At 56.6% G+C, this 13,224-nt stretch carries 13 protein-coding genes; 7 read left to right on the top strand and 6 right to left on the bottom strand.

What is annotated here, in order from left to right; genetic code table 11:
• Positions 1 to 60: 60 nt before the first annotated feature.
• Positions 61 to 1,011, bottom strand: a complete 951-nt coding sequence (locus ACQG22_RS00260; RefSeq protein WP_013094823.1) for a LacI family DNA-binding transcriptional regulator — start codon at positions 1,009 to 1,011, stop codon at positions 61 to 63.
• Positions 1,012 to 1,304: 293 nt separating this feature from the next.
• Between ACQG22_RS00260 and ACQG22_RS00255 the strand changes: the two genes are divergently transcribed.
• The 6 genes from ACQG22_RS00255 to ACQG22_RS00230 all read left to right on the top strand — a co-directional run bounded on the left by ACQG22_RS00255 (position 1,305) and on the right by ACQG22_RS00230 (position 7,215).
• Positions 1,305 to 1,619: a PTS sugar transporter subunit IIB gene (locus ACQG22_RS00255; RefSeq protein ID WP_013094822.1), complete on the top strand. Its 315-nt coding sequence runs from the start codon at positions 1,305 to 1,307 to the stop codon at positions 1,617 to 1,619.
• Between the two features lie 11 nt (positions 1,620 to 1,630).
• Entirely contained in the window at positions 1,631 to 2,956 is a 1,326-nt protein-coding gene (locus ACQG22_RS00250; RefSeq protein ID WP_013094821.1) for a PTS cellobiose transporter subunit IIC, read from the top strand.
• Positions 2,957 to 2,973: 17 nt separating this feature from the next.
• Positions 2,974 to 4,347 (top strand): glycoside hydrolase family 1 protein, encoded by a 1,374-nt coding sequence (locus ACQG22_RS00245; RefSeq protein ID WP_369706842.1) that lies wholly within the window; start codon positions 2,974 to 2,976, stop codon positions 4,345 to 4,347.
• An 11-nt stretch (positions 4,348 to 4,358) separates the two neighbouring features.
• Positions 4,359 to 4,661 carry a PTS lactose/cellobiose transporter subunit IIA gene (locus ACQG22_RS00240; protein WP_008500136.1) on the top strand — a complete coding sequence of 101 codons (303 nt, stop codon included), beginning with the start codon at positions 4,359 to 4,361 and terminating at the stop codon, positions 4,659 to 4,661.
• A 134-nt stretch (positions 4,662 to 4,795) separates the two neighbouring features.
• On the top strand, positions 4,796 to 6,175 hold the full coding sequence (locus ACQG22_RS00235; protein ID WP_013094819.1) for a carbohydrate porin: 1,380 nt from the start codon (positions 4,796 to 4,798) through the stop codon (positions 6,173 to 6,175).
• Between the two features lie 134 nt (positions 6,176 to 6,309).
• Entirely contained in the window at positions 6,310 to 7,215 is a 906-nt protein-coding gene (locus ACQG22_RS00230; protein ID WP_023620617.1) for an EamA family transporter, read from the top strand.
• A gap of 48 nt (positions 7,216 to 7,263) precedes the next feature.
• Here ACQG22_RS00230 and nepI read toward each other — a convergent pair whose 3' ends face one another.
• From nepI to ACQG22_RS00215, 3 genes are all read right to left on the bottom strand, one after another.
• A complete protein-coding gene (gene nepI / locus ACQG22_RS00225) occupies positions 7,264 to 8,454 on the bottom strand; it encodes a purine ribonucleoside efflux pump NepI (protein ID WP_023620618.1) in 1,191 nt (396 codons plus the stop codon).
• Between the two features lie 64 nt (positions 8,455 to 8,518).
• Positions 8,519 to 9,046 carry an SRPBCC domain-containing protein gene (locus tag ACQG22_RS00220; RefSeq protein ID WP_369706841.1) on the bottom strand — a complete coding sequence of 176 codons (528 nt, stop codon included), beginning with the start codon at positions 9,044 to 9,046 and terminating at the stop codon, positions 8,519 to 8,521.
• Between the two features lie 96 nt (positions 9,047 to 9,142).
• Entirely contained in the window at positions 9,143 to 9,595 is a 453-nt protein-coding gene (locus tag ACQG22_RS00215; RefSeq protein WP_369706840.1) for a DUF1198 domain-containing protein, read from the bottom strand.
• 99 nt (positions 9,596 to 9,694) lie between these two features.
• Here ACQG22_RS00215 and ACQG22_RS00210 point away from each other — a divergent pair, with 99 nt between their 5' ends.
• Positions 9,695 to 10,597 (top strand): LysR family transcriptional regulator, encoded by a 903-nt coding sequence (locus ACQG22_RS00210; RefSeq protein WP_369706839.1) that lies wholly within the window; start codon positions 9,695 to 9,697, stop codon positions 10,595 to 10,597.
• Here ACQG22_RS00210 and ACQG22_RS00205 read toward each other — a convergent pair.
• Complete coding sequence (locus tag ACQG22_RS00205; RefSeq protein WP_032618346.1) at positions 10,585 to 11,589, bottom strand: alpha/beta fold hydrolase; 1,005 nt, start codon at positions 11,587 to 11,589, stop codon at positions 10,585 to 10,587. The two genes, ACQG22_RS00210 and ACQG22_RS00205, sit on opposite strands and share 13 nt — an antisense overlap.
• 161 nt (positions 11,590 to 11,750) lie before the next feature.
• Positions 11,751 to 13,142: a hexose-6-phosphate:phosphate antiporter gene (uhpT, locus tag ACQG22_RS00200; protein ID WP_013094812.1), complete on the bottom strand. Its 1,392-nt coding sequence runs from the start codon at positions 13,140 to 13,142 to the stop codon at positions 11,751 to 11,753.
• Positions 13,143 to 13,224 lie beyond the last annotated feature (82 nt).

Below are 13,224 nucleotides of genomic sequence, written 5' to 3'. Positions count from 1 at the left end.
GGCTGGAAACGTGCTTCTCGCCGGGTGGCGGCTGCGCCTTACCCGGCCTGCACAACATTTTTAACGCTTACGCACATCCGGAATGATCAAATCCCCGCGCAGCACGTACGACCCGAGCATCTGTGTTTTTTCCGTCAACCAGCTCACGATGCGCGCCGCCATGGCATCCATGGAATACTCAATGGCCGGGATCACCGGAATGCCTGGCAGATGCAGCGATCCGGCAAGGCTGAAGACCATGATGTCCTCCGGCACCGATTTATTAAACGCCTGCAACTGCGGGATCACCCGCTGCGCTTCCTGCTCGTCCGCAACCAGTAATGCGTTGAAATTCAGCGTGCTGGCGTTATTCAGCAGCTCCTGCAGCGCCACGGACGAGGAGGTCGCGTCCATAAACACGAGGTTGCGGTTGAAGGGCAGGAAATTTTTTTCCAGCGCATGTTTGTAGCCCAGCAGCACCTGATCGGCAAAGCCGCTACCGTGCGGATGGATCAGGGCAATCTGGCGGCGTCCCTGGCTGGTAAGGTAGTTACAGGCGGTTTCGGCGGCGAAGGCGTGATCGAACTGGATGCTGTTGGGATTTTCTGAGCCCATACAGTCAACCAGGATGACGTTATCCATGTCGATATCCAGTGGAAAACGCGCGCCAATTACCAGAATGTCATCGCAAAGCCCACAGGAGAGCTCTTCCAGGGCGTGCAGCACGTCCGCTTTGCTATGGGCGAAGCGCAGCAGCAGGTGTTTTTGATGCTGGCTGAGCTGTTTTTCCAGCGCGTACAGATAACCGGTCGTCTGGTTAATATTCTCCTGCGCGCAAATCACCCCGATACACCCCGTCGACTGGCTCAGCAGCGACTGCGCAATCACATTGGGCCGGTAGTTCAGTTCATCTACCGCTTTCAGAACGGCCTGACGGCTGGCTTCCTTTACGCCACGCGACCCACTCAACACTCGCGATACCGTGGCTTTCGACACCCCGGCAAGACGTGATACATCATTGATTGTCGACATCTTTTTCCCCTGACAGGCTTATCTCGCGCCTGCAAATTCCATTACCGCTACGGCTCACATTATAGCCAGTAAGGAGTATATCCGTTTCCGTTTTCCATGGAAACCGATTTTCCGTTTCCACTCAAAATGATGTCAAAACAGCCAAATTCTGTGACGCACATCGGGTTAATTAGCCTCATATATAAGGGATCTTGATGGTTGTCACACTTCTGTCTTTTATAAATGGAAACCGGTTTCCATCTGATATCCAATCATTACCGCAATATCTATTTACATTTTGAGGATGGTTGTCGATGTTCAAGATTATGCTCTGCTGCTCTGCCGGGATGTCCACCAGCCTGCTGGTCAGCAAAATGGTCGATGTGGCGAAAGAACGCGGTTTGGCGGTAAAAATTGATGCGTACGGCGTTTCCGAATTTGATACGCAGTTTCCGCAATATCAGGTGGTGCTTCTCGGACCGCAAGTGAAATACATGTTACAGACACTCTCAGACAAGGCGGCCACAAAAGGCATTCCGGTCCAGCCCATCGATATGATGGACTACGGCATGCAGCGTGGCGATAAAGTACTGGACTATGCTCTGTCGCTCATCGAAGCGGCACACTAAAAGGTGTTCACATGAGTTCGTTATATCAATCCATGGTCGCGGTGATTGAGCAGTCAATTACCCCGCTGGCCGCGAAGCTCGGCCAGCAAAAGTATGTGATTGCCATCCGCGACGGCTTTACTGCCGCGCTGCCGTTTATGATCATCGGCTCGTTTATGCTGGTGTTCATCTTCCCGCCGTTCTCGGCGGATACCACCAACAGCTTTGCCCGCGGCTGGCTGGATTTCTCCCAGACTTATCGCGAACAGCTGATGCTGCCATTTAACCTCAGCATGGGCGTGATGACCTTCTTCATCTCGGTGGGGATCGGGGCGAGCCTGGGGCGTCAGTTTAATCTCGACCCGGTGATGTCCGGCCTGCTGGCCTTTATGGCCTTCCTGCTGGTCGCCGCGCCGTATGCGGACGGTAAGATCTCCACCCAGTACCTGTCTGGTCAGGGGATTTTCACTGCGCTGATCACCGCCATCTACGCCACCCGCGTCTATGCGTGGCTGAAGCAGAACAACGTGACCATTCGTCTGCCGAAGGAAGTCCCGACCGGCGTGGCGCGTTCGTTTGAGATCCTGATCCCGGTGATGGTGGTGATTGGCACCCTGCATCCGCTGAACCTGTTTATCGAGGCGCAGACCGGCATGATCATCCCACAGGCGATTATGCACCTGCTGGAACCGCTGGTCTCTGCGTCTGACTCGCTGCCTGCCATTCTGCTCTCCGTGCTGCTGTGCCAGATCTTCTGGTTCGCCGGTATCCACGGCTCGCTGATTGTCACCGGCATCATGAACCCGTTCTGGATGGCGAACCTGTCGGCAAACCAGGCGGCTCTGGCGGCCGGTGCGGCACTGCCACACGTCTACCTGCAGGGCTTCTGGGATCACTACCTGCTGATTGGCGGCGTAGGCTCCACGCTGCCGCTGGCCTTCCTGCTGCTGCGTAGCCGGGTAACGCACTTACGCACCATCGGCAAAATGGGCGTTGTGCCAAGCTTCTTTAACATCAACGAACCGATCCTGTTCGGCGCCCCCATTATCATGAACCCGATGCTGTTTATCCCGTTCGTGTGTGTTCCGCTGGTGAATGCGTGCCTGGCGTACGCGGCAACCAAACTGGGCTGGCTGGCACAGGTGGTATCGTTAACGCCGTGGACCACGCCCGCACCAATTGGCGCCTCATGGGCCGCCAACTGGGCGCTGAGCCCGGTGGTGATGTGTCTCATCTGTATGGTGATGTCAGCGCTGATGTACCTGCCGTTCCTGCGTGCTTACGAGCGTACGTTGATGAAAAACGAAGAGCAGAAAGCTCAGGCAACCGTCGGTACCGCTGAGACCGCAAGCAATTAAGTCAAAGAGGAAGCGTCATGAAATATACATTTCCCGATAATTTCTGGTGGGGCAGCGCAAGCTCTGCTCTCCAGACCGAAGGGACACGAGAGGGTGAAACCACATGGGATTACTGGTTTGCCCGCGAACCGAACCGTTTTCACAACGGCGTGGGGCCGCAGCATACCTCCACGTTTTATCAGCACTGGAAAACGGACATTCAGCTGTTAAAGCAGCTGAACCACAACAGCTTTCGCACTTCTATAAGCTGGGCGCGCCTGATCCCCGACGGTATCGGTGAAGTGAATCCAAAGGCGGTCGAATTTTATAACCAGGTCATTGATGAGCTGATCGAGCAGGGCATTACGCCGTTTATCACCCTGTTCCATTTCGACATGCCGATGGCGATGCAGGAGATTGGCGGCTGGGAAAACCGGGAGGTGGTGGACGCTTACGCCCGCTATGCGCAGATTTGCTTCGACCTGTTTGGCGACCGCGTGCTGCACTGCTTTACCTTCAACGAGCCGATTGTCCCGGTTGAGGGCGGTTATCTGTACGATTTCCACTACCCCAACGTGGTGGATTTCCGTCGGGCGGCCACCGTGGCGTATCACACCGTGCTGGCCCACGCGAAGGCTGTCCAGGCCTACCGCGCCGGACATTACGCAGGTGAGATCGGCATCGTGCTCAACCTGACGCCGTCCTACCCGCGCTCGCAAAACCCGGCGGACGTGAAGGCGGCGCACATTGCGGATCTAATGTTCAACCGCAGCTTTCTGGACCCGGTTCTGCGTGGCGAATACCCGGCCGATCTGGTGGCGCTGCTGAAATCTTACGACCAGCTGCCCGCCTGTAAACCGGAGGACAGTTTCCTGATCGCGGAAGGGAAAATCGACCTGCTCGGCATTAACTATTACCAGCCGCGTCGCGTGAAGTGTCGCGACAGCGCAGTGAACCCGCAGGCGCCGTTTATGCCGGAGTGGTTCTTTGATAACTACGAAATGCCGGGCCGCAAGATGAACCCGTACCGTGGCTGGGAAATTTACGAGCCGGGTATTTACGATATTCTGGTTAATCTGCGCGACAATTACGGCAACCCACGCTGTTTTATTTCTGAAAACGGAATGGGTGTCGAAAATGAGCAGCGTTTTATTGAAAATGGCCAAATCAACGATCAATACCGCATCGATTTTATTTCCGGACATTTAGCCTGGCTGCATAAAGGTATTAGCGAAGGGTGTCACTGTCTTGGTTACCATATGTGGACGTTTATTGATAACTGGTCGTGGTGTAATGCGTATAAAAACCGCTATGGCTTTATTCAGCTCGATTTAACTACGCAACAGCGCACCATTAAAAAGAGCGGAGAGTGGTTTGCTGCCACCTCTTTACATAATAGTTTCGAGAAATAGAGAGAAAGACGATGATTGCCTTAGAAGAAGCCGTGATGGAAATCATCGTCAATGCGGGTCAGTCGCGCAGCCTGTGCTTTGAAGCACTGCACGCTGCGCGGCAGGGCAACATTGACGAAGCCAAAAGCCTGCTGCGCGAAGCCGATGGCTACGCGCGCCAGGCGCACAAGATGCAGACCAAACTCATTGAGCAGGATGCGGGTGAAGCCCGTCAGCCGATGACGTTAATTATGGTGCACGCGCAAGATCATTTAATGAATTCATTACTGGCGCGTGAATTATCCGAAGAAATTATTCATTTATATCAGAGATAATCTATGGCGAAATAACGAGTAATACCTCTGTACCTTAAATAGAAATCCACTTGTTCTGATGATAGCGACATACTCTGTCAGATCGGAGCGGGATGGTTATTGTCTGAATAAAATTAAACTATATTGAGATAACCATGACTACCCTAAAAAAACTTCCATTAACCATGGCGGTTATCGCCGCGCTTTGCCCAATTTCTGTACTCGCACAGGAATTTACCCAGGAACAAATCGACGCCATTGTGGCAAAAGCGGTGGATAAAGCCCTCGCGGAGCGTCAGGCCAAAATGGATGCCGCAGTCGCGAAAAAAGCCGACGTGGTGACGGAGCCGCAAAGCGCGGCGCAATCCCCGGATATGGCTATTCCGTTCGGCATTAAATTTACCGGTTATGCCCGTTACGGCGCGCACTTCCAGGCCGCTGACCAGAAATACGTGGCGGTGGACGGTTCCTATAACGGGGCATCTGCCATCGGTCGTCTGGGTAACGAAGGCAACGGTGGTGAATTCCAGCTCTCCAAGGCCTTCAAGGGTGACAACGGCGCCATCTGGGACATCAACGTGATGATCGACCACTGGGGCGATGAAGTTAACCTGAAAAAAGCCTACGCGGGGGTGACCAACATTATGGCCTCCAACCCGAACGCCTACTTCTGGGCCGGTCGTGACTTCCACCAGCGTCCGCAGCAGGGCATCAACGATTACTTCTGGATGAACCACGACGGCCAGGGCGCCGGGGTGAAGAACTTCGACATCGGCGGCGTGCAGTTTGACGTGGCCGCGGTGGCGGCGGTGGAATCCTGTAGCCCGGAAGTCATGGAAGATGAAGCCAACCCGTCACGCATCACCTGTACCGGCGGGTCCGGCACGGGCGACAAAGGTAACTATGCGGCCACCTCTAAAATCCACGGCATGAAGGTTGGTCCGCTGGATCTGGAGCTGTACGCCAACTACGGCTTTGATTCAAAAGCGGTGGAGAGCGATGAGCGTCTGAATGCCTGGCAGGGTGGCGTGGTGCTGAGCCACACCAACGACAGCGGCGTGAACAAGGTGATTGCCCGTTACTCTGATAACGCGGACAACAGCGTGTTCAATAAAACCGAGGATCTGACCACGGTCTATGCCAGCTTCGAAGGGCTGTACAAATTCACCCAGGCCACGCAGGTGGAGTACATCCTCGCCTTCCACGACTACGACAACAGCCGTGATAAGACCGATAACCGTAAGAACTACAACGCCATTGTACGTCCGATGCACTGGTGGAACGACGTCCACTCCACCTGGCTGGAAGCAGGCTGGCAGCATGTGGATTACGACAACGGCGGCGACAACAAGGGCTGGAAGCTGACCCTGTCGCAGAACATGTCTATCGCCATGGGGCCGGAGTTCCGTCCGATGCTGCGCTTCTACGTCACCGGCGGCAAAGTGGATAACGAACGTACCGCCCGCGTGAACAATACCAAAGACGAAACGCTGGACGACTTCAACGTCGGCGCAATGTGGGAGGCATGGTTCTAGTAGAGCGTCGTTTGTTTCGCCCGGCGGCGCTGCGCTTGCACGGGCCTACAAGGTTTTGTAGGCCGGGTAAGCGTAGCGCCACCCGGCAAGATCCCATGTTATGCTACAAAAAAACCAACATCGCAGGGGAGAACATGGGTTCCACACGTAAAGGGATGCTGAACGTCCTGATTGCCGCCGTTTTATGGGGCAGCTCAGGGGTTTGCGCGCAGTACATCATGGAGAAAAGCCAGATCTCGTCACCGTATCTGACCATGGTTCGCCTGCTGTTTACCGGCCTGATCCTGCTGACGCTTTCCTTCGTTCACGGCGACAAAATTTTCTCGGTCATCAAACATCGCAAAGACGCCCTCAGCCTGCTGTTTTTCTCCCTGGCTGGCGCGCTCACGGTGCAGCTCACCTTCCTGGTGACAATCGAGAAATCCAACGCGGCTACGGCCACCGTGCTGCAGTTTCTGTCACCGACGATTATCGTGGCGTGGTTTGCGCTGGCGCGGAAAAAGCGGCCGGGTCTGTTTGTGCTTTCCGCGATCCTGACCTCACTGGTGGGGACATTTTTGCTGGTCACCCACGGCGACCCCACTTCACTCTCCATCTCGCCTGCGGCTTTGTTCTTTGGCATTGCATCGGCCTTTGCCGCGGCGTTTTATACGACGTATCCGTCAACCCTGATCGCCCGTTACGGCACCTTGCCGATTGTCGGCTGGAGTATGTTGATCGCCGGCTTAACGCTGACGCCGTTCTACGCCGGACGCGGCACCGCGTTTGTCATTGACGGCAGCCTGCTGCTGGCGTTTTTCTACCTGGTGGTGATCGGCACGGCGCTGACCTTCAGCCTGTACCTGAAAGGCGCGCAGATGATCGGCGGGCCGAAGGCGAGCATTCTGAGCTGCGCCGAGCCGCTGAGCAGCGCGTTACTGTCGGTGATTTTACTTGGCGTGGCGTTTACCCTGCCGGACTGGCTGGGCACGCTGCTGATCGTGTCGTCGGTGGTGTTGATTTCGATGGATTCGAGAAAACGGGTGAAAGCCCCGGCATAGCCTGTTGCCCTCACCCCAGCCCTCTCCCACGGGAGAGGGAGAAAAGCATTACTTCGTCTTCACTTTCCCTGCCACCAGCAGCGCGGTCAGCAGCATCAGCGTGCCGGAGATGACCAGCGGCGACGTCAGCCCCAGGTGGTCGAGCGCCACGCCGCCCACCGCCGCGCCGCAGGTGTTCGCCAGCTGGATCACCGCCACCTGAATCGACCCGGCTTTTTCAGCCTGATCGGCAAGCGAGCGGGTGATCCACGTCGACCAGCCCACCGGCACCAGCGCAAAGGCAAAGCCCCAGATAATCGCAATCGCCGAGGCAACCCATTTGTCGCTGCCCCACAGAATGAGCACGACGGCACTGACAGCCAGTACCAGCGGGGCGCCAGCAAGCGCCACTTTCAGGGAGCGCTTCAGGAACTGAGACGACAGCGAGGTGCCGACAAAGCTGGCGATACCGAAGCTGAGCAGCACCAGTGTCAGGCCATCCACGTCAAAGCCCGCCATGGTCATAAAGACCGGGCGGATATAGGTAAAGAAGGCAAACTGCCCGGCAAAGGCCATGAAGATGGCGGTCATCCCCGCCAGCACGCCGGGGCGCTTAAGCAGACTGAACATGTTCTGTTTGTGGTGCGCCGCTTCTCCCGGCAGGGACGGCAGCGCTTTCCACACCCACAGAATGCAGAGAAAACCCATCACCGCTGCGGCGTTAAAGACGTTACGCCAGCCGATGATTCCGCCAAGGAAACTCCCCAGCGGCGCGGCAATCACCAGCGCGATGGAGACCGCGCCAAAGATAACGGAGAGGGCTTTCGGCACGGTGCGTGCCGGCACCAGACGCATGGTGAGCGAGGCGGACATTGCCCAGAACCCGCCCAACCCCAGACCCAGACAGGCGCGGCCAAGCAGCAGCAGGGTGAAGCTCTCCGCGAAAGAGACCAGCAGACAGGAGAGCGTCAGGAGCACGCTGAAGAGAATGACCACTTTGCGGCGATCAATCGCGCCAATAACCTGCGTGATAAACAGGCTGGCAAACATCGCCACAAACGCGGTCACGGTAACGGACTGTCCTGCTACGCCCTCGGAAATGCCCAGATCCTGCGCCATCGGCGTCAGCAGGCTGACCGGTAAAAACTCGACGGTAATAAGACAGGCGACGCAGAACGCCACGGAAAAAACCGCCGACCAGTTAGGGCGAGAAACCTCTTTGGTCTGCGGTCTGGTCGTGGGCTGGATATGTTCTGTCATGGTGTCACCTGAGATAAAAACGTGCGGGAAAGTCGCGCAGTTTATCATCAAAAGTGTGACGAATTTAACGTTTCGACAACTTTTCTTGCATCGCCGCCTTCGCCAGCCCGACGATCCACTCCTGATGCCCGTTGATCATCGGGTTCAGTAGGGTACGTGCTAATTCCTGTGCCGGAACGCCTTTCTGCGACTCCTGAGTCAAAATACGGACGCGGTTACCCGGTAAGTCTTCAAACAGCCAGGCGTGGATCACATCCAGACGCGCGCTCTCCTCCCCTTCCACCCAGCCGTGCCAGGCGATACGCGCCGCCTCGCCATCGACCGGCGGAACATACTCCGTCACCTGCGCCTCAACCGGAAAGCCAAAGGTCGTGAAGCGGAAGCGGGCGTTGGCGCTCAGTTCCGGACCGCTGCCGTCGTGAAAACGAATATCTTCGGCGTTGCTGTAGTAGTTCGGCCACAGGGTAGTGTCGTTAAGCTGCGCCCAAATCTCTTTTGCGCTCAGCCCGGCGACAATGATTTCGTTGGACGCAAAGTTATCGGTGGTGCCTGGCAGGTAATCGTCTGGCCAGATAATGGCGGATTGTTTCATGGTTCACCTCATCGTTAGTGGATGAGGTGATGGTGCGCCCGTGAGTGGTATAAATCTAATGATGATGCCTTATACTCATCATCACGGTTCGTGATATCAGTGCAGGTAAAACACACCCTCTTCTGGCAGAAAGAGCTGGTTGTAACGCAGCTGGAAAGCGTTCAACTCCTGCGGTTCCGGCTCCATCTCGCGCATAAAGCCGAGGGCGAGGCGGATTTGCGCATCGGTGATCGGCGCGGCCAGACGGGCTTTACGCAACATGCGGTGCCAGGTGTGGAGATTCTCTTCGCTACCGTCGACGATACAGACCTGCCAGATGAGCAGCACCTGGGCAGCGTTTTGCAGATGCGCCTCGTCCGGGCGTTCAAGATAGCGGATAAACTCATTGCCGGGCGTTTTACCGAACTGATCGATCATCGATTCTACCGGCATCGGGGTGATACCCAGCCGTTCGCTCAAGCGTTTGATGGCGCGGCGGGAATCCGAGGTCAGGACACGAAACCCAACCACAAACACCACGGCAAGCGTTGCCAGCATTATCCAGACCATGCGTTCTCCTTTGAATAGCCGCTCATCATAGCGGGAAACGCAGGGTATCGACAGCGGGCACGGCCATAATAGTGAACTGAAAAAAGGTAGAATGTCGTCATGAAAACGGATCTGCGCACGCTGGATCTTAACCTGCTGAAAACGCTCGACGCCCTGCTGGATGAACGCAGCGTCACCCGCGCGGCGACGCGTCTGGCCCTGACCCAGCCGGCGGTCAGCGGCATGCTGAACCGCCTGCGGGATTACTTCGACGACCCACTGTTTATCCGAGCGCCCCACGGCATCGTACCCACGACGCGTGCGGAAGAGCTGGCCGCGCCGGTGAAGCGCATCCTGGCAGATATCGACCTCCTGCTGCAGCCGGTGCCGTTTGATCCACGACAGGCCACCCTCACCTTCACGCTTGCTGCCACCGATTACGCGCTCCGCGCGATCGCGGTGCCGTTTATCGCGGCACTGAAGGTGCGGGCACCGGCAGTACGCGTGCGGGTTATACCTGTCGATTCCGAGCGCATGATGAACCAGCTTGAACGCGGGAACGTTGACGTGGCGCTGATCACGCCCCACACCACGCCAGACGACCTGCACAGCCGGGCGCTTTATGATGAACGGTACGTTTGCATGATGCGTGCCGACCACCCGGACGCGGGCAAACCGCTCTCTCTGGCGCGCTTTTGCGCCCTTGAGCACGTGCTGGTCTCTTATGAGGGTGACAGTTTTCGCGGCGTGACGGATGGCGCGCTGGAAAAAATGGGCCGGACGCGGCACGTGGGGTTATCGGTGAGCAACTTCCTGGTACTGCCGGATGTACTGGCGATAAGCGATATGATCGCCGTGGTACCGTCACGGATAGCGGAAAACCAGACAGGAATGTTTGTCTGCGACACACCGATTCCGGTGCCGGGTTTCACCAAGTGCATGGCCTGGCACGCCAGAACACACCGTAATCCCGCGCAGATGTGGCTGCGCGGGTTGTTGCTGGAAACCAGTCAGCGAGCCTGAAGCCCTTTCAGCAGTGCCTCGTGGAAGCGTGCAGGATCCTGCATCTGCGGCGCGTGCCCCATGTCGTTGAACTCGACCAGCGTCGCGTGCGGGATGCGTTTCGCCGTCTCCTTCCCCAGCACCGCATAGTTGCCGAGCGTTTTGCGGATCTCAGGCGGGGCGAGATCTTTCCCGATGGCGGTGTTGTCCTTCGTGCCGATCATCAATAATACCGGCATCTTCAGTTCACTAAATTCGTAGATCACCGGCTGGGTGTAAATCATGTCGTAGAGCAGCGCCGAGTTCCAGGCCACACGTTCTTTTCCCGGCCCGTTGTTAAGCCCGGCAAGCATGGTGACCCAACGCTCGTACTCCGGCTTCCACGCTCCGGCGTAGTAGGTATTTTTCTCGTACTGACGAATACCGTCGGCGCTGACCTTCAGCTCGCGCTGGTACCACTGGTCGACCGTAATATGCGGCACGCCGCGCGCTTTCCAGTCTTCCAGACCAATTGGGTTGACCATCACCAGCTGCTCCACCTGCTGCGGCCACATCAGGGCGTAGCGGGTCGCCAGCATCCCTCCGGTCGAATGGCCGATAACCGTCACGCGATCGACGCCGAGCGTTTTCAGCAAGGCGTGGGTGTTATCCGCCAGCTGCTGAAAGGTGTACTGATAATGCTCCGGTTTGGTGGATTTACAAAAGCCAATCTGGTCGGGAGCGATCACCCGATAACCGCTGGCTGAGAGCGCACGGATAGTGCCGTCCCAGGTACCGGCGCAGAAGTTTTTGCCGTGCATCAGCACCACGGTGCGGCCGTTGGGTTTTTCCGGCTTCACGTCCAGATAAGCCATATCCAGAGACTGTTCCTGGGAGGTAAACGTAAAGTGTTTTACCGGCCAGCCGTAGTCGAAACCTTCCAGCTTCTCGCCGTAGGTGGGCGCATCCGTAGCCATTGCGGGGGTTGCCAGCGCCATCAACAGCGCCAGGCAGGATAATCGTCGGGTCAACATGCAAGCTCTCCCATAGCAAAAGGAATAAGGCTGCGCGAAAGGCGGCAGCAAAAAAAACTGTAGAGCAAGGAGAGGGGCGATTGTGTAAAGCGGGGTAAAAACTGGAATTTAAAACAAAAAAGCCCGGCATCACACACCGGGCAAAGAAGTCACCTGCACACTCAGGCTGCTTTTAATTTCTGCACACGATTTTCACGGCGAATTTTACGTTCTTCGAGCACCGCAACCATCGCCATCAGGACGATACAGCCGATGGCGGCGGCATCCAGCGCCGCAAAGGTGCCTGCCCAGCCGGTGAGGCCGAAAATCGGCGTGCCGTCGGCAATCATCCCCAGACCCAGCTTGGCGAAGCTGTCGCCAATCAGGTAGGCGAAGGTGCCTTTAATCCCATCGGCGGCGCCGATCGCTTTTTTCGGTACAAAACCTACCGCCGCTACGCCGATCAACAGCTGCGGACCAAACACCAGGAAGCCGAGCGCAAACAGAGACGCCAGGTAAACGTACTGGTTGCTGGCGTGCTGGTAGACGCCCAGGGTAGCGATAATCAGCGCCAGCGCGACGCAGGCCACCAGCGCACGACGACCGTTGGCGAGGTCAGAGAGCCAGCCCCACAGCAGCGTACCGACCAGCGCACCCACCTCAAACAGGGTGAAGCCCTGAATCGCGACTTCTTTAGAGAGCTTCAGCTCCTGGAAGGCATACACGGTCGACCACTGGTCAATACCGATGCGCACCACGTACAGGAAAATGTTGGAGAAGCAGAGCAGCCAGATCACTTTGTTTTTCAGCACATACTCAACAAAGATCTGCCATTTTGTCATCTCGTTCTCTTCGGTCTCTTTGTCCTCTTCGCTGATCGCCTCGCCAAACAGCTCTTCGGCTTTGCCGAGGCCGTAAGATTCCGGAGAGTCACTGCCGAAACGCAGACCGATAAAGCCGACAATCAGGGCGATAATCGACGGGAAGATAAACATGCCGATGACGTGACCGTCAAACAGGTAGTTAGCACCGAACAGCGCCACGCCTGCTGCCCCCGCCCCGCCGAGGTTGTGGGAGATGTTCCACATGCCAAGGTATGAACCACGCTTACGGCGCGGGGTCCATTTGGTGATGGTGGAGTAGCTGCACGACCCACCGGTACTCTGGAAGAAACCGCTCAGGGCGTAGAAGGCGATCATCAGGAACAGGCTGACGGAGCCCGCGCCCATGCTGGCGCTGAAGCCGAGCATACAGATGGCGGAGAGGATCAGCATAAACGGCAGGAATTGCTTGGTGTTTTTGCCGTCTGCATAGTACGAGACAACGGTTTTGCCCACGCCGTAGGTGATGGAGAAGCCCAGGCCAATCATCCCCAGCTGCGTCATGCTCAGCCCGTAGGTGGAGATCATGTCGTTCTGCGCGATGTTAAAGTTTTTGCGGATCAGGTACATGGTCAGGTAGCCGATAAAGACCACCAGATAGGACTGCATGAACGGTTTGAACCACATTTTGCGCCGCACGTCGAGCGGCAGATCCAGGGTCGGCTTGCGCACCTGATTAAGGAAGGCCAGCATGGTTTGCTCCTGAGCTGATTTTTACCTGCGAATGGCAGGCATTGTAAAAATCAGCCAGGAGAGATGCCTGAGACAGCGTCCA

Source organism: Enterobacter cloacae complex sp. 309I3 (assembly GCF_050031595.1).
Lineage (GTDB): Bacteria > Pseudomonadota > Gammaproteobacteria > Enterobacterales > Enterobacteriaceae > Enterobacter > Enterobacter cloacae.
The sequence above is the reverse complement of the archived record's forward strand: the minus strand, read 5'-3'. Positions and strand labels throughout refer to the sequence as shown.